At 60.5% G+C, this 14,819-nt stretch carries 18 protein-coding genes; 6 read left to right on the top strand and 12 right to left on the bottom strand.

From position 1 onward, the window contains the following. Positions 1-62: 62 nt before the first annotated feature. On the top strand, positions 63-791 hold the full coding sequence (locus tag PMI26_RS09185; protein ID WP_007976796.1) for a class I SAM-dependent methyltransferase: 729 nt from the start codon (positions 63-65) through the stop codon (positions 789-791). Between the two features lie 291 nt (positions 792-1,082). Here the strand turns inward: PMI26_RS09185 and tam are convergent, their stop codons facing one another. Next, entirely contained in the window at positions 1,083-1,853 is a 771-nt protein-coding gene (tam, locus tag PMI26_RS09190) for a trans-aconitate 2-methyltransferase (protein WP_007976792.1), read from the bottom strand. Positions 1,854-2,007: 154 nt separating this feature from the next. On the opposite strand from tam, the gene PMI26_RS09195 reads away from it, so the two are divergent. Then, a complete protein-coding gene (locus PMI26_RS09195) occupies positions 2,008-2,418 on the top strand; it encodes a low affinity iron permease family protein (RefSeq protein WP_007976791.1) in 411 nt (136 codons plus the stop codon). A 3-nt stretch (positions 2,419-2,421) separates the two neighbouring features. Here PMI26_RS09195 and PMI26_RS09200 read toward each other — a convergent pair whose 3' ends face one another. From PMI26_RS09200 to fos, 5 genes are all read right to left on the bottom strand, one after another. Next, positions 2,422-2,925 (bottom strand): DUF4142 domain-containing protein, encoded by a 504-nt coding sequence (locus tag PMI26_RS09200; protein ID WP_007976788.1) that lies wholly within the window; start codon positions 2,923-2,925, stop codon positions 2,422-2,424. A 73-nt stretch (positions 2,926-2,998) separates the two neighbouring features. Continuing rightward, positions 2,999-3,157: a KGG domain-containing protein gene (locus PMI26_RS30810; RefSeq protein WP_007976786.1), complete on the bottom strand. Its 159-nt coding sequence runs from the start codon at positions 3,155-3,157 to the stop codon at positions 2,999-3,001. 117 nt (positions 3,158-3,274) lie between these two features. After that, on the bottom strand, positions 3,275-4,621 hold the full coding sequence (locus tag PMI26_RS09205) for a sensor domain-containing protein (RefSeq protein ID WP_007976784.1): 1,347 nt from the start codon (positions 4,619-4,621) through the stop codon (positions 3,275-3,277). Positions 4,622-4,700: 79 nt separating this feature from the next. Further along, complete coding sequence (locus PMI26_RS09210) at positions 4,701-5,339, bottom strand: LysE family translocator (protein WP_007976782.1); 639 nt, start codon at positions 5,337-5,339, stop codon at positions 4,701-4,703. 64 nt (positions 5,340-5,403) lie between these two features. Then, entirely contained in the window at positions 5,404-5,820 is a 417-nt protein-coding gene (gene fos / locus PMI26_RS09215) for a fosfomycin resistance glutathione transferase (protein WP_007976780.1), read from the bottom strand. Positions 5,821-6,023: 203 nt separating this feature from the next. On the opposite strand from fos, the gene relB reads away from it, so the two are divergent. Together relB and PMI26_RS30805 are read left to right on the top strand one after the other, a co-directional pair. Beyond that, on the top strand, positions 6,024-6,263 hold the full coding sequence (gene relB, locus PMI26_RS09220) for a type II toxin-antitoxin system RelB family antitoxin (protein WP_007976777.1): 240 nt from the start codon (positions 6,024-6,026) through the stop codon (positions 6,261-6,263). Further along, complete coding sequence (locus PMI26_RS30805; protein ID WP_081500999.1) at positions 6,253-6,537, top strand: type II toxin-antitoxin system RelE/ParE family toxin; 285 nt, start codon at positions 6,253-6,255, stop codon at positions 6,535-6,537. The genes relB and PMI26_RS30805 overlap by 11 nt, the downstream gene beginning before the upstream one ends. Before the next feature lie 13 nt (positions 6,538-6,550). Here PMI26_RS30805 and PMI26_RS09225 read toward each other — a convergent pair whose 3' ends face one another. Next, the gene (locus PMI26_RS09225) at positions 6,551-7,474 is read right to left on the bottom strand and encodes a LysR family transcriptional regulator (RefSeq protein ID WP_007976774.1); all 924 of its coding nucleotides are present in this window, start codon (positions 7,472-7,474) and stop codon (positions 6,551-6,553) included. Between the two features lie 77 nt (positions 7,475-7,551). Between PMI26_RS09225 and PMI26_RS09230 the strand changes: the two genes are divergently transcribed. After that, a complete protein-coding gene (locus PMI26_RS09230; protein WP_007976772.1) occupies positions 7,552-8,040 on the top strand; it encodes a DMT family transporter in 489 nt (162 codons plus the stop codon). Between the two features lie 140 nt (positions 8,041-8,180). On the opposite strand, the gene PMI26_RS09235 is transcribed toward PMI26_RS09230, so the two are convergent. The 4 genes from PMI26_RS09235 to PMI26_RS09250 all read right to left on the bottom strand — a co-directional run bounded on the left by PMI26_RS09235 (position 8,181) and on the right by PMI26_RS09250 (position 12,935). Further along, positions 8,181-9,512, bottom strand: a complete 1,332-nt coding sequence (locus PMI26_RS09235) for an MFS transporter (RefSeq protein ID WP_007976770.1) — start codon at positions 9,510-9,512, stop codon at positions 8,181-8,183. Positions 9,513-9,684: 172 nt separating this feature from the next. After that, positions 9,685-10,611 carry a hydroxymethylglutaryl-CoA lyase gene (locus PMI26_RS09240; protein WP_007976768.1) on the bottom strand — a complete coding sequence of 309 codons (927 nt, stop codon included), beginning with the start codon at positions 10,609-10,611 and terminating at the stop codon, positions 9,685-9,687. Then, the gene (locus PMI26_RS09245; RefSeq protein ID WP_007976766.1) at positions 10,608-11,801 is read right to left on the bottom strand and encodes a CaiB/BaiF CoA transferase family protein; all 1,194 of its coding nucleotides are present in this window, start codon (positions 11,799-11,801) and stop codon (positions 10,608-10,610) included. Before PMI26_RS09245 ends, PMI26_RS09240 begins: the two co-directional genes overlap by 4 nt. A gap of 225 nt (positions 11,802-12,026) precedes the next feature. Then, on the bottom strand, positions 12,027-12,935 hold the full coding sequence (locus tag PMI26_RS09250; protein ID WP_007976764.1) for a LysR family transcriptional regulator: 909 nt from the start codon (positions 12,933-12,935) through the stop codon (positions 12,027-12,029). Between the two features lie 131 nt (positions 12,936-13,066). Here PMI26_RS09250 and PMI26_RS09255 point away from each other — a divergent pair, with 131 nt between their 5' ends. Continuing rightward, positions 13,067-14,086, top strand: coding sequence for a DUF4917 family protein (locus tag PMI26_RS09255; protein WP_007976762.1), 1,020 nt, complete (start codon positions 13,067-13,069; stop codon positions 14,084-14,086). 109 nt (positions 14,087-14,195) lie between these two features. Here the strand turns inward: PMI26_RS09255 and PMI26_RS09260 are convergent, their stop codons facing one another. Continuing rightward, positions 14,196-14,738 carry a helix-turn-helix domain-containing protein gene (locus tag PMI26_RS09260; RefSeq protein ID WP_007976760.1) on the bottom strand — a complete coding sequence of 181 codons (543 nt, stop codon included), beginning with the start codon at positions 14,736-14,738 and terminating at the stop codon, positions 14,196-14,198. Positions 14,739-14,819: the final 81 nt, after the last annotated feature.

Here is a 14,819-nt window from a genome sequence, read left to right as displayed (position 1 = left end):
AAGCTCCCTCGCCACAGGTGCCTTCACTTATCATGTGAGCACTTCAACAGAGCAACCCGAACATGACCCAAAACATCTACGACGACCCTCAATTCTTCCAGGGCTACAGCCAGATGGCCCGCTCCATCGGCGGTCTCGATGCCGCGCCGGAATGGCCGGCGCTGAAGGCCATGCTGCCGCCCATGCAGGGTCTGAAGGTAGTGGATCTCGGCTGCGGTTACGGCTGGTTTTGTCGTTGGGCCAGTGAGCAAGGCGCTGACAGCGTGCTCGGTCTGGATGTTTCGCAAAAGATGCTGGAGCAGGCGCGCAAAACCACCGCCGCATCAAACATCCGTTATGAACGCGCCGACCTGGAAGCCCTCGATCTGCCGGTCGGCGGTTTGGACCTGGCCTACAGCTCCCTGGCGCTGCACTACATCAAGGACTTGCCGGGGTTGTTCGCCAATGTCCATGCGGCGCTCAAGCCCGGTTCGCAGTTCGTGTTTTCCATCGAGCACCCGATCTTCATGGCACCGCGTAACCCTGGCTGGATCATCGATGCCGAGGGCCACAAGCGTTGGCCGGTTGACGGTTATCAGAATGAAGGCGAGCGCGTGACCCACTGGCTGGCCGACGGTGTGATCAAGCAGCATCGCACCTTTGGCACATTGCTCAACCTGCTGATTGCAGCGGGTTTCAGCATCCGCCATGTCAACGAATGGGGGCCGAGCGATGCCGAGGTGGCGACGCAACCGGCGCTTGCCGAAGAGCGCGAGCGGCCGATGATGATGTTGGTCGGCGTTCAGCGCTGAGCCACGCTCGTATCTTTTGCGTATAGATCCGGGCACGGGAATAAAGAAACCGTAGTGCGACGTTGAGCCCGGAAACAGATCCCTTATTCTCTCGGCTCATCCATCGCCCCGAGATCGACATGCACAATTCAGAGTTGGGAATCATGATCATTTCATTGATCGGGTTGTTCGGCTTTGCCTCGTTTGCTTTTGAATACTTGAGCGCCCGACGCTCGAAAAAAAACAAACTGCCGTGATTGTCCCAAGCGATAAAAGGGACAGGTGACGCGCATCAACTGTCCCTTTTTCACATCAGCGGGTCGCGACGATAAACAGTCGCGGGAACGGCAACAGCACCGAACCATCGGCCAAGGCCGGATACGCCTGCTCGATTGCCGCCTGATATTGCTTCAGATACTGCGCCCGTTCCGCCTCGTCCAACGGATCGAGAAACGGCCGCAAGCCAGTGCCCTTGAACCACTCCACCACGCCAGACGCGCCGCCTGCGAGCGGATGATGGTAGGTGGTGCGCCACACATCGACGCGTGAGCAACAGGCCTTGAGTATCGAGTAATAACCACTGGCATCGGCCATCTCGGTCCGTTGCCCGGCGGCGCCTGCCAGTTTGCCGGCCCATGGACCGTCAGCGGCGACTTCACGCATCAAGCGGTGCGAAGGTTCATTCAGGTTGTCGGGCATCTGGATCGCCAGGCTGCCACCCGGTGCCAATTTACTCACCAGTGAAGGAAACAGCGCCGCGTGATCGGGCAGCCACTGCAACACTGCGTTGGCGAAAATCACATCGAAGGGGCCTGCGTCGTTCCAGGTGTCGATGTCGGCGATGTCGAACTGCACCTGCGGCAAGCGCTTGCGTGCGGCCTCGATCATGTCGGTCGAACTGTCCAGGCCGCGGACCGTGGCGCTGGCAAAACGCTCGACCAGCAACTCGGTGGAGTTACCGGGGCCACACCCGATATCGATGGCCGAACGCACATCCCCGGCGGGGATGGCCGCCAGCAGGTCACGGGCGGGACGGGTGCGTTCATCTTCAAAAGCGACGTACTGTTTGGCGGACCAACTCATTGCGTTCTCCTGTCGGTGCGTTGTCCTCGGGTCGCTACGATACCGCGGCAAGCGCTGCCAAAGGTTTCAGAAAACCACCTTTTCAATCACGTCGAATTTTCATCCCACCGTCGCTGTCACAAATTCAGGCGTCCTCCCTATAAGGAACACGGTCATGAAGTTCGCAAAAATCGCGCAGAAACTCGCCCTCTGGGCCGGTAGCCCCAAGACGTTTCTGGGGGCGATCACTCTGATTTTTCTGTGGGGGCTGAGCGGGCCGATTTTTCATTTCAACGATACGTGGCAGCTGATTATCAATACCTCGACCACCATCATCACGTTCCTGATGGTGTTCCTGATCCAGAACACACAGAACCGTGACACGGACATTTTGCATTTGAAGGTCGATGAGTTGCTTCGGGTGACGAAAGAGGCGCAGAACGCGATGCTCGGGCTTGAAGCGCTGGACCTCAAGGAGCTGGAGAAGCTGAGAAAGCACTATCGCAGCCTTGGCGAAGGCCTGACCATTGACCTGGACGGCACCGTCGTCCAGGAAAAAGGTCAGCAAAACCTGAAGAATTGCTGATGATCAGCTTCTGGCTTGCAGGGCCTTGGCCATTTGCAGATGATTTTGCAATTTTGGCAGGGTTTCTTCGGCGAACGCCTTGATTTGCGGCACGTCGGTGGTCTGCGCTTCCTGCTGCAAGCGTTCGATGGCTTGCTGCGTGGTCTTCACCTGGCTGGCTGCATAGGCCTCATCGAAGGTCGCCCCATCCATGGCTTGTGGCATCAGGGTTTTGGCCTTTTCGACAATTTCTTCCCGCGACGCTACCGGCAAATCCAGTTGTCTGGCGATTTTCGCCAGGTGCTGGTTCGCCGTGGTGCGGTCGTTGATGACGACTATGGTGTAGTCCTTGACCTCTTTGGATTCGGACTTCTGGTGTGCCAGGCGACTGGCCTCGATGTCGGCCATGCCTTGGGCCGACGCATCATCGATGAATTCGGCGGGAGACTGGGCGAAGACGTTGCTGGCAAACAGGCCCAATAACGTGGCAAAACTGGCATTACATAATCGGGTGGCCATCCGTTTCATGGTCGCGCCCTCCTTTTTCAAATTCAAACGGGAGCTTGCGCCCCCGCTTCTCAATCAAAACCACCTGCATCCATTACTTGGATTTCTGTCCGGGTTTGCGGCCCATGTCGGGTTTCGCAGGTTCTTTATCGACAGTCGTGGTGGTGGTTTTCCCACCCTTGCGACCGGCTTCAGACGCCTTCGTTCGATCGTTGGCGAAGTTTCCCGAGTTCGAGTTTCTTGAATTAGGCATGATTCTCTTCCTCTTGGTGGTAGTCGCGGCGAGCTGACGCCCGCATAGAATCTGAATTTGCGCGTGCCAAAAGGTTTAGAAAAATGCATGGATAGCACGACGAACGGTGCCCGGTGGTCAGACCATTCGCAGGTGATGCTCACGTTTGGCGCAGTACATCGCCTCGTCGGCATGCCGGAACAACTGCTTCTCTTCGGTGCCGTGATCGGGGTATCGGGCGACGCCGATGCTGGGATGGATGCTCAGGTTGTGCCCGTCCAGGCGCAGGGGCCGGGCCAGGACCTGACGGATTTTTCCGACCACAATGTCCGTATCGTCTGCGGCATGAATGCTGTGCAGCAATACCACGAATTCATCGCCGCCAATGCGGGCCACGGTGTCGGTTTCCCGCACGCAGCCCTTGAGTCGGTTGGCCACCGCTTGCAGCAGCATGTCGCCGACCGCATGACCATGGGTGTCATTGACTTGTTTGAAGCGGTCGAGGTCGACGTACAGCAGGGCCATGCGCCCGCCGTCCATGCGGGCCAATTGCAACGACGCCTTGAGGCGGTCGCGCAACAGCTCACGGTTGGGTAACTGGGTCAGTTGGTCGTACTGGGCCATGTGTTGCAGGCGGGCGTGCAACTGCTTGCGCTCGATGGCTGTCGCGACCTGGGCGCAGACGTACTGCAGCAGTTCCTTGTCCTGCTCGGTGTAGCGCTCGCCACCCGGAACGCTTTTGACGATCAACGCGCCGATGGTGCCGTTGTGCGAGTTCAGCGGCACACCCAGCCAGCAGGGTGCGTTCTGCCCAGTCATCAGGGCTTCGAAGCCGGCAGGCGGCGTGCACGGGTCCGGGGTCAACAGGATCGGCTGCCCCGTGCGGATCACTTCGGTGCACACCTGCCCGGTCATGGCTCCGGGCAGTTCGGGTTGTGGCTCCTGGTCATCGACGTGGTAAGGGAAATTCAACTGCGCACAGTGCTCGTCGTACAGCGCCACGGAAAAACTCAGCGCCGGCAGCCACTCGCCGATGATCAGGTGGATACGCCTGAACAATGCCAGCAGATCCTCCGCCGCGTGGGCCGCTTCGGATATCGCATACAACGCGGCCTGCCGGGATTCGGCCTGCTTGCGTTCGGTGATGTCGCGCGCCACGGCAATGCGTAACTGGTCGACCTCGGACCAACGTGCCGACCAGAGGATGTGCACCACACGGCCATCCTTGCGCAGGTAGCGGTTTTCGAAGTTGAGCTTGGGCTCGCCGCCCATGATTTCCCGGGCGGCATCAAGGGTACGCAAGCGATCTGCGGGGTGCACCATGTCGATCATCAGTTGACCGATCATTTCATCGGCGCTGTAGCCGAAAATGCGCTCGCACGCTGCACTGACAAAGACGAAGCGGCCCTGCTTGTCCACCGCACAAACGGCGTCCAGCAACAGATCGATATAGCTCGCCAGTGGCGCGGAATTACGGTTTTCCATGGTTCAGCGTGGGTATCCCGATAATGCAGCGCTCATCAATCATCCCTGCCCGGTCGGCCTTGCTTCCCTGTCATCACTTTCAAGCCTTGTTCGGCATCAGCCCCGGCAACGCATGGACCAGCGCGTTGATGGCAAAGCCGATGAACATTACCCCGCACAACCGGGTGATTGCCAGTTCATGACGTTGATACAAGGTGCGCACCCGCCGTGCCCCAACGATGCCGATGAGAATAGCGTAGGCAAGCAATCCACCGACGAAGCTCAGGCCGATCAGTGCCGGCAGCATTGACCAGTTGAGCAGTTCCGCGCGGCTCGACAACAGCGCCGTGAATGTCGCCACCGCCACCGGATAAGCCTTGGGATTGGTCAGGCCGAACAGAATGCCATGCCAGAACGGCTGCCGCGCCGGGCCCTGTGGCGTATCGCCATTACTGCGCCGGGCGCGCACCGCACGCCAGCCGAGCCAGAACAGGTAGAGGCCGCTGAGCACACCCAGCACGTCGAACGCGGTGCTGCCGATCTCCCGCGCACCGACAATCGCGATCAACGCCGTGCTGCACCACACCACATCGCCGAGCAAATGCCCGCACAGAAACCCCGCCCCAGCCCTTCGCCCATGGGCCGCACCAATGCCGAACACCGCCAGCACGCCCGGTCCCGGGGTGATGCCGTAGATAAATCCCGAGGCAAGCACGGCCATTAGTAGCGATGGGGTCATGGGCAGTCCTTGTGTACTGCTGGGTGAATGGTGGCCAGTCTATATCAGGTCCCGCAACATCGACTTACAGATCTTCGAAGAACTTCATCCCCGCATACGGCCGCTGCCGGCAGGCCATCAGGCGCGATGCCAGATCACCCACGTGGGCTTCCAGCTTGTGGCCATCCGGGTCGAGGAAGTAGAACGATGCGCCCTCACTGCGGTTGTCGCGCCACTCCTGCACCCGGGCAGATCGCAGGCGCTCGACGAAACGCGGAAAATCCGCTGCATCGAGGCTGAAAGCGTAATGGGTGTAGTCGGCGGCGGGCTCAGGATGGCGTAGCGGGTCGAGGGAGAGGCACAACCACAACCCCGGCAGCGACAGGTAGGCGCCGGTATCCCAGGTGGCGTCGAGGTGCAGTTGCAGGAGGTTCCGGTAGAACGTCACGCTGCGGTTCAGGTCGGTGACGGCGAAGGTCAGGTGGTTGAGGCCTGTGAGCATGGGGTTAAAGACCTTTGAGGTTTTCAGGTGCGACGCAGGTTTCACCTATGAGATTGGCAATGAAAACGTCTGAATCTGCAAACGGTAGATGGAAGGATTCACCACTACCGCAAGACCATTTGTTACGACAGACGAACGGGGGCGGCCTCCCCCTGCATGACACTGTAGTATGTTGTATTACAAACCACTACATCGAGACCGTCATGTCCACCATGTCCTTGCGCCTGCCAGACGAAATCGCCGATACCCTCGCCAGTCTTGCCAAGGCCACTGGCCGCAGCAAGTCGTTCCTCGCAGTCGATGCCTTGCGCGAGTATCTCGCGAGGGAAGCATGGCAAATCGAAGAAATTCAGAAAGCGCTGAAAGAAGCCGATGCCGGTGACTTCGCCTCGTCAGACGAGGTCAGTGCGATTGCTGATAAGTGGGTAAGCAATGCGCGTTGAGTGGCTGCGTAATGCACTCAAGAACCTTGATGAAGAAGCCGCTTACATTGCGATAGAGAATCCAAAGGCAGCAGCAGATTTCGTACAAGCCATTCTCGCCAGTGTCGATCACCTTGCGCGCTTTCCGGCGACAGGCCGGGAAGGTCGATTGCCCGGTACTCGTGAATGGATTTTGCCCGACCGCCCCTATCTGATTCCGTATCGAGTTCGCCAAGGTCGTCTGCAAGTGCTCAGGGTCTTCCACACTCGACGCCTTCCCCCCATCCATTGGTGATTCCAGCGAATCATCACCCCCGAAAATAAACCCCGTCTACACCTGCACCCATCCGCTCATTCAGCCAGTTCAACGCTTGGTCTGCGCCCCGCCGCTTATGCCACGCCAACACAAAGGTGAACGACGGAATATCAAAGGGTGGCGGCACGACGATCAACGACTGTTCATCAATATCGAGCAGACCACGCGAGGCCACCGTCAGAATAAGATCAGTACCGCTGATGCATTCCGGAGCGACGCTCCAGTGCGGCAGGCTGACAGCCACACGACGACGTTCGCGCATTGCGGTCAACGCGCGCTCGATTTCCGGGGTGCCGCTGCCGCGCATTTCCAGCAGCACATGGGGTCGAGCCAGGTAGGTGGGCAGGTCGAGCACACCGTCGGCGGGCAGGCTTTTGCGGTCCACCAGGCAGGCGTAGTGCTCTTCGAACAGCGGCGTGCTGCGCAATTCATTGGGCATTTCCGGGAACACACCAATGGCGATGTCAATATCACCGTTGAGCACGCCGTCGAGCATGCTTTCGCGGCTGCCATGGCTGATTTGCAGGTCAATGCCCGGCGCTTCGCGACGCAAGGTCCGGATCAGTCCCGGCAGGACAATGGCGGCGCCATAGTCGGACATCGCCAGGCGGAAGGTGCGCCTGGCGGTAGCCGGATCAAACGCGTTCGGCGCCAGCAGCGCTTGCACCTGGGCCAGAGCTTCGGTCAGCGGTGCCACCAGTTCCAGCGCTCGCGACGTCGGTACAAGGCCGGCTCCGGCGCGCACCAGCAGCGGATCGCCGAGCAGGTCGCGCAATCGCGCCAGCGCATGGCTGACCGCAGGCTGGCTCAAGTGCAAACGCTCGGCCGCCCGGGTCACGTGTTGCTCGGCGAGCAAGGCGTCGAGGATCACCAGCAAGTTGAGGTCGATGCGTCGAAGATCATTCATCTGCTGCATGTTCTGGATAACAAAACGGAATTTAAATCTGCGCGACGAATACCCTAGAGTCCAGCAAAACCTGTTGGAGAACGATCATGAGTACGTTGCATTGGGCTGGTCTGGTGGTGCTGGCGATGATTGCCGGGGCGGTGGTGCCGTTTCAGAGCGCGATCAACGTCAACCTCGGGCGCGGGTTGGGCCATCCGTTGTGGGCGACGCTCGCCTCGTTGCTGGTGAGCGTTATCGTGCTGTTGCCGATCATCGTTGCGCTGCGCTTGCCGTTGCCATCACTGGCCTTTATCGGCAAGGCGCCGCTGTGGATGTGGGCGGGTGGCGCTTTTGGGGTGTGCTTCATTTCCCTGGCATTGGTGCTGCTGCCCAGGCTCGGTGCCGCAGGGTTCATGGCATTGGCGCTGGCGGGGCAAGTGGTGGCGTCGTTGTTGCTGGATCACTTCGGCTGGTTTGGCCTGGTGGAGCGGCAGGTCACCTTGCCCAAGGTGTTTGGGGTGGTGCTGTTGATGGGCGGGGTGGTGTTGATTCAGTTTTTTGATGCACCGGCCAAGGGGTTGGCGACGGCAGGTTGAAGGGACAACCGACAGTACGATGGTGCTCCTCAGTCAGTCATCGCGAGCAAGCTCGCTCCCACAGGGGAATTTGTGTCAATCACAGATCCAATGTGGGAGCGAGCTTGCTCGCGAAAGCGGTCTGTCTGGCAATGTAGATTTCAGGCCTTGTCGAGTGTGCGCAACTTCTGCGGCAACCCCCACAGCAACAGCGCCACCGCGATCAGCGCACAGACACCAATGACATACAGCGCCGGCGTGGTGCTGCCGGTCAGGTCCTTGATCCGGCCGACCATCACCGGGCTGACGATGCCACCGAACTGGCCCAGGGTGTTGATCACCGCGATCCCGCCCGCCGCGCCCGCGCCGGCACCGGCCAGCAGTTTCGGCGGCAGGGTCCAGAAGCTCGGGATGGAGGCGATGATCCCGGCACCTAGCAGGCCCAGCGCGACGATCAGGAAGGTCGTGTGGCTGGCGAAGATCCCGGCACAGAAGAACCCGACCGCACCGACGCCCACCAGACCGGCAACATACTTGCGCCGCTCGCCGGAAGCATCGGACAGGCGTCCGATCACCACCATGCTGATGGCGCCGCAGATGTACGGGATGGCGGTCAGCAGGCCGATCATCACCGGACTTTCGGTACCGGCGCTGCGGATCAGTTGCGGTGCCCAGAAATTCAACCCGTAAGACGCCACCTGGATCAGGAAGTAGATCAGCCCCAGTGTCAGGAAACCCGGAATCCGCAGTGCAGCGAGCAACGAGCCACCGCTCTTGTGCGGTTCATGCTGGGCGATGCGGCTGGCCAGCAAGGTCTTCTCCGAAGGCGTCAGCCAATGGGCATCTTCGATGCGGTCCTTGAGCAGGGTCAGCACCAGCAAACCGAGGCCGATGCACGGCACGCCGCCGAGCAGGAACAGCCAGTGCCAGCCGCGCATATCCAGCACGCCGTCGAGGTGTTGCAGCACCAGGCCCGAGAACGGCGCGCCCACCAAGCCCGCGAACGCCGACGACAGGAACAGCATCGAGGTGATGCGTCCGCGATAGTGCTGCGGGAACCACAGGGTCAGGTAATACAGTACGCCCGGGGCAAAACCCGCTTCCATCGCGCCGATCACGAAGCGCAGCACGTAGAACTGCCATTCGCTGTTGACGAACACCATGGCCGCCGTGGCCAGACCCCAGGACATCATGATCCGGGCAATCCAGCGCCGGGCGCCGACCTTGTACAACATCATGTTGCTCGGCACTTCGAAAATCACGTAACCGACCACGAATAATCCGGCGCCGAGGCCGTACGCGGTGTCGCTCAGGCTCAGGTCGGTCTGCAGCTGAAACTTGGCGAAGCTGATGTTGATACGGTCGAAAAAGGCGAACAGGTAGCAGACCATGATCAGCGGCATCAGGCGCCAGGCGACTTTGCTGACCAGGGCTTTTTCGGTGTCGTGGCTAACGGACGGGCTCGCGCTCGCCTCCAGTGCATTCAGGCTCATTGCGGTTCTCCAGGCGGACTTCCCGTGGGTGTCCGATTGTTTTTGTTGTCTGGTTGAGGTGCTTTTTACTGTGGGAGCGGGCTTGCTCGCGATTGCGTCGGGTCAGCCAACATTGATGTTGACTTTGACTCAGTCATCGCGAGCAAGCTCGCTCCCACAGGGGGGTGTGGTGTCAGGTGGGGATCGGGTGCAGGTCACAATTGCGCCCGGCCTTGGCCAGTTGCCCCGGTACTTCGTGGCCGAGCAGCGCCGGCAGTCCTCGGGACAGTTTCAGCAGCAGCGGCAAATCGATGCCGGTGTGAATGCCGACTTCATCGCACAGGTTCACCAGGTCTTCTGTACAGATGTTGCCCGAGGCTCCCGGTGCAAACGGGCAGCCGCCGAGACCACCCAATGCGGCGTCGAAACGTCGGGCACCGGCCTCGTAGGCGGCCAGCACATTGCACAGACCGAGGCCACGGGTGTTGTGGAAATGCAGGGTCAAATCCGCCGGAGCCACCCGCTGCAGCACCCGACGCACCAGTCGCTCGACCTGGCGCGGATTGGCCATGCCCGTGGTGTCAGCCAGGGTGATGCCCCGGATGCCGAGCTCCTGATAGGCCTCGACGATTTGCAGGACGCGGTCCTCATCGATCTTGCCCTCGAACGGGCAGCCGAAGGTGGTGGCGATACTGCCATTGAGACGCACCGGGCTTTCGCCAACGAACCGCACGATCTCGCCGAACGCTGCCAATGAATCTTCACAACGCATGCGCATGTTCGCCAGGTTGTGGGTCTGGCTGGCGGACATCACCAGGTTCAGCTCATCGGCACTGCACGCCAACGCCCGTTGCGCACCCTTGAGGTTGGGGATCAAGGCGACATAGATCACCCCCGGCTGCCGGGTAATGCCCTTGAACACCAGCTCGCCATCGCGCAGCGCCGGAATGGCCTTGGGCGACACGAACGAACCGGCTTCGATGCGGCTGAATCCGGCCAGCGACAGTTGATCGATCAGGGCAATCTTGTCGTGGGTCTCAACCCAGGTCGGCTCGATTTGCAGACCGTCGCGCGGGGACACTTCCTGCACGATCAGGCTGTCGGAATAATCGGTGATCATTGCACCACTCCTTCGACTTTCAGGCGTTCGATGTCCATCGCGGTGAGGCCCAACTGCGCGAGGATGCCGTCGGTGTGCTGGCCCAGCCCGGGGCCGGACCAGTTCACGCCGCCGGGTGTCTCGGAGAGTTTCGGCACGATGCCTGGCATTTTCACCGTGGCGCCACCGGGCAGTTCGGCATTGAGCAGCATGTCCCGCGCCTGATAGTGCGGATCGGCGACGATGTCCGCCACCGAGTAGATGCGCCCGGCCGGGACTTCGGCGGCTTCCAGCGCGGCCAGCACCTCGCCGATGGGCAGGCTGCTGGTCCAGTGCGTGATGGCCGCGTCAAGCTGATTGCTTTTTGCAGCACGCCCGTCGTTGTGGGCGAATTCCGGCGCCTCGGCCAGATCCGGGCGGCCGATGGTGTGCATCAGGCGCTTGTAGATCGGATCGCTGTTGCCGGCAATCACCACGTAGGCGCCGTCGGCGGTCAAATAGGTGTTGGACGGTGCGATCCCCGGCAAGGCGCCGCCGCTGCGTTCACGCACATGGCCGAGCATGTCGTATTCCGGCACCAGGCTTTCCATGACGTTGAACACGCTTTCGGCCAGGGACACATCGACGATCTGCCCGCCGCCCTGCCCGGTCTTGACCCGCAGCAATGACATCAGCGCACCAATCACCGCGTGCAGCGAAGCCAGGGAATCGCCGAGGCTCACGCCGACCCGCGCCGGCGGCGAACCGGGGGTGCCGGTGGTGTAGCGAATCCCGCCCATGGCCTCGCCTATGGCACCGAAACCCGGACGATCGCGGTACGGGCCGGTCTGGCCGTAACCGGAAATCCGCACCAGGGTCAGGTTGGGGTTGAGGGCGTGCAACACGTCCCAGCCAAGGCCGAGTTTCTCCAGGGCGCCGGGGCGCAGGTTTTCGATCAGCACATCGGCGCTGGTTGCCAATTGCTTGACCAGTTCGATGCCTTCGGGGGATTTGAGGTTCAGCGCCAGGGACTTCTTGTTGCGCGATTGCAGGTACCACCACAGCGAGGTGCCTTCGTGCAGCTTGCGCCATTTGCGCAGGGGATCGCCCTGCCCCATGGCTTCGATCTTGATCACCTCGGCGCCGAACTCGGCCAGCATGCGCGCGGCGAACGGCGCGGCGATCAGCGTGCCGATCTCGATCACCTTGATTGCACTCAGGGGGGCAGTCATCGCGGGGTACCTCTTGTTCTTGGAATATGAGCCAAGGCTAGAGGACTGATGCCTGATGAATCCAACCTTCAGTTGGCAACGGGCGTTCGCGAAACGCGAACGCCTGACGATTCATCACCCGTAGGAGCTGCCGCAGGCTGCGATCTTTTGATCTTGCTTGTACAAAATAAAGTCAAAAGATCGCAGCCTGCGGCAGCTCCTACAGGGGGGCTTCCATCGGGGGAATCAATTCATCCCACGCAAATGCTCAAACAACATCCGGCTCACCGGCGATAGCAGCGCCTCATCGCGCACCACCAGAATCAGCGCCCGATCGGACCATTCGTCCGTCAACGGCACCGCGTGCAACCCCAGCGCTCGGCCAAACAATTCATAGGCCCGCTGCGGAAGGATGCCGATCCCCATGTTGGCCTGGACCATGCGGCACATGGCATCGAACCCCGGTACATGAATGCGCACCCGCAATACCTTGCCGGCTTCGCGGGCCGCTGCATGGGTACGCATGTTGATCGAACTGGCGGCATGCAACCCAACGTAATCGCTGCCCAGCGTATCGGCGAACGCCACGCTCGACCGGCTCGCCAAGGGATGGTGCGGCGGCATCAACACCATCAGTTTGTCCTGGCGATACAACACGCTGTGCAGGCCCTTGATGTCGCTGTCGATGGAACAGATGCCGAGGTCGGCCACCCCGTCGAGCACGCCCTGAATCACCCCGGCGCTGGGGCGTTCTTCGAGGTCGGTCTTGACCTGTGGGTGACGCTCGGAAAAATCCCGCAGGTCCTCGGGCAAAAACTGAATGATCGCCGACAGGTTGGCGAGCATCCGCACATAGCCACGCACCCCGTGGCTGTGTTCGCCCAGTTCGAGGCCCATTTTCTCGACGTTGAACAGCATCTGCCGGGCATGGTGCAGCAGGGTTTCACCCGCCGGTGTCAGGGACATGCCCTTGGCCTGGCGCACGAACAGGCTGATGCCCAGCGCCTCCTCCAGCTCCATCAAACGCTTGCTCGCTGCCGAGACGGCAATCGCCTCGCGCGACGCGGCACGGGTCAGCGTGCCCTCTTCATGGACGGCGACGAACAGTTGCAGAGTGATCAGGTCGAGACGGCGGATCAGGCTTTTTTGCAGCATCGGGTACTCGGCGAAGTCGGCTCGGGCGAAGTCGCAGCATAACGTTCTTCGCCCGCGTCGTGCCGTGGTCGGGCAGCCGGTCGTGATAAAGTCGCCGCCCAAAGACCTTTTGCCGTGAGACGAAGACCGCAATGACCGATTTCCAGGATGTCGACGCCCAACTTGAAGACTGGAACGTCTTGCGCAGCAGCGCTTCGTTCAGTGGTTTGCTGGTGGGCAACGGTGCCAGTCGCGCGGTATGGGACGATTTCGGCTACGAGTCGCTGTTCGAAAATGCCCGCACCGTTGAAGAAAAACCCCTGAGCCCGTCCGAGCTGAGCGTGTTCGACGCGATGCAGACCCGCAGTTTCGAGCAGGTACTGAGCGCGTTGAAAACCACCAGCCGGGTCAACAAGGCCCTGGCCGTCAGCTCCGCCGCCCCGCGCAATCGCTATTACGCGATCAAGGAAGCGCTGATCAACACCGTGCATGCGGTGCATATCCCGTGGCGGCTGGTGGTGCCTTCGACACTGGCGACGATCAATCAGGAACTGGCCAGCTACCGCACGGTGTTCACCACCAATTACGACCTGATCAACTACTGGGCGGTGCAACACCAGCCCGAGGCGATCACCGATCTGTTCCAGGGGGCCGAACCCGCTTTCGACCTGAGCGACACGGCCACCGACAAAACCCGCTTGCTGTACCTGCACGGCGGTCTGCACCTGGTGCGCAACCAGGACGGCACGGCGCGCAAGCTGATGTCGACCGAGGGCACGTTGCTGGGCAACTTCGCCATCAACAACACGATCAAGACCCTCGACGACGTGCCGCTGTTCGTCAACGAAGGGCCGAGTGCGGACAAGCTCAAGACCATTCGCAGTTCGGACTATCTGTCGTTCTGCTACGAGCAATTGCTCGGTCACGGCCAGGCGCTGTGCCTCTTCGGCCATGCGCTGGGGGAGCAGGACAGCCACATCATCCACGCCTTGCGCCTGGCGAAACCGCAGGTGCTGGCGATCTCGATTTACCCGCGCAGCAAGGCCTTCATCCAGCACCAGAAGCGGCATTACGCGAAGGTGTTTGAGGGGACGGGGGTTGAATTGCGGTTTTTTGATTCCAAGAGCCATGCGTTGGGTGGCCCCAAGCTATCGATTCCAGTCGAAGTTTAGTACTGACCGATCTGACGCATTCGCGAGCAAGCCCGCTCCCACATGGGATCTGTGTCGTTCACAAATCCCATGTGGGAGCGGGCTTGCTCGCGAAGCTTTTACAGTCAACTCATTCTTCGGTGCTATGCACCACCACCAGCAACTGCGCCTGTACCTCACCCACCGAACGAATCCGGTGCGGTTTTTGCGCATTGAAGTGCAGCGCATCGCCACGATCAAGCAGCACGCGCTCGTTCATGAAGTCCACTTCCACCCGCCCCTCGTGGACGAACAGAAACTCCTCGCCCAGATGCTCCTTGAAGGTTTTGTCGGTGAACTCCGCCGGCGGGTAAATGATGAACGGCAGCAGACTGCGTTCACTGACCTGATGGGCCAGCACCGCGTAACCCGGATTGTTGCCGCTGGCCCCCAAAGGTTGCCGCTCGTGGCTGCGCACCAGGCTGTAGCTGTCGAGGCCGGCGTTGTCTTCAGAAAACAACTCCTCGACCTTCACGTTCAGCGCCTTGGCCAGTTTCAACGCTGCCGCAATCGACGGCGTGTTCAACCCGCGCTCGACTTTCGACAGGTAACTCTTGGTCATGCCGGATTGTTCGGCCAGCGCTTCCAACGTCACGCCAAGTTTTTTTCTTAGTAATTTCAAACGGATAGACATGTGGAGCGATTAATCCATCAAGGAGGCAACGATTTACCCTTGCCAATGACACAATGTGTCATATAGGCTCTTTAGTGTCAT

This window comes from Pseudomonas sp. GM33 (assembly GCF_000282295.1).
Taxonomy (GTDB): domain Bacteria; phylum Pseudomonadota; class Gammaproteobacteria; order Pseudomonadales; family Pseudomonadaceae; genus Aquipseudomonas; species Aquipseudomonas laurylsulfatiphila.
This window is presented reverse-complemented; position numbering and strand designations above follow the sequence as displayed.

What these genes read in the sequence shown, in the direction of transcription:
- PMI26_RS09185 (WP_007976796.1), top strand. Translation starts at nt 63, where the DNA reads ATGACCCAAAACATCTACGACGACCCTCAATTCTTCCAGGGCTACAGC.
- PMI26_RS30805 (WP_081500999.1), top strand. Translation starts at nt 6,253, where the DNA reads ATGCGCGTTGAGTGGCTGCGTAATGCACTCAAGAACCTTGATGAAGAA.
- PMI26_RS09210 (WP_007976782.1), bottom strand. Translation starts at nt 5,339, where the DNA reads ATGACCCCATCGCTACTAATGGCCGTGCTTGCCTCGGGATTTATCTAC.
- PMI26_RS09260 (WP_007976760.1), bottom strand. Translation starts at nt 14,738, where the DNA reads ATGTCTATCCGTTTGAAATTACTAAGAAAAAAACTTGGCGTGACGTTG.
- relB (WP_007976777.1), top strand. Translation starts at nt 6,024, where the DNA reads ATGTCCACCATGTCCTTGCGCCTGCCAGACGAAATCGCCGATACCCTC.
- PMI26_RS09195 (WP_007976791.1), top strand. Translation starts at nt 2,008, where the DNA reads ATGAAGTTCGCAAAAATCGCGCAGAAACTCGCCCTCTGGGCCGGTAGC.
- PMI26_RS30810 (WP_007976786.1), bottom strand. Translation starts at nt 3,157, where the DNA reads ATGCCTAATTCAAGAAACTCGAACTCGGGAAACTTCGCCAACGATCGA.
- PMI26_RS09245 (WP_007976766.1), bottom strand. Translation starts at nt 11,801, where the DNA reads ATGACTGCCCCCCTGAGTGCAATCAAGGTGATCGAGATCGGCACGCTG.
- PMI26_RS09235 (WP_007976770.1), bottom strand. Translation starts at nt 9,512, where the DNA reads ATGAGCCTGAATGCACTGGAGGCGAGCGCGAGCCCGTCCGTTAGCCAC.
- PMI26_RS09205 (WP_007976784.1), bottom strand. Translation starts at nt 4,621, where the DNA reads ATGGAAAACCGTAATTCCGCGCCACTGGCGAGCTATATCGATCTGTTG.
- PMI26_RS09240 (WP_007976768.1), bottom strand. Translation starts at nt 10,611, where the DNA reads ATGATCACCGATTATTCCGACAGCCTGATCGTGCAGGAAGTGTCCCCG.
- PMI26_RS09200 (WP_007976788.1), bottom strand. Translation starts at nt 2,925, where the DNA reads ATGAAACGGATGGCCACCCGATTATGTAATGCCAGTTTTGCCACGTTA.
- PMI26_RS09250 (WP_007976764.1), bottom strand. Translation starts at nt 12,935, where the DNA reads ATGCTGCAAAAAAGCCTGATCCGCCGTCTCGACCTGATCACTCTGCAA.
- fos (WP_007976780.1), bottom strand. Translation starts at nt 5,820, where the DNA reads ATGCTCACAGGCCTCAACCACCTGACCTTCGCCGTCACCGACCTGAAC.
- PMI26_RS09225 (WP_007976774.1), bottom strand. Translation starts at nt 7,474, where the DNA reads ATGCAGCAGATGAATGATCTTCGACGCATCGACCTCAACTTGCTGGTG.
- PMI26_RS09230 (WP_007976772.1), top strand. Translation starts at nt 7,552, where the DNA reads ATGAGTACGTTGCATTGGGCTGGTCTGGTGGTGCTGGCGATGATTGCC.
- tam (WP_007976792.1), bottom strand. Translation starts at nt 1,853, where the DNA reads ATGAGTTGGTCCGCCAAACAGTACGTCGCTTTTGAAGATGAACGCACC.
- PMI26_RS09255 (WP_007976762.1), top strand. Translation starts at nt 13,067, where the DNA reads ATGACCGATTTCCAGGATGTCGACGCCCAACTTGAAGACTGGAACGTC.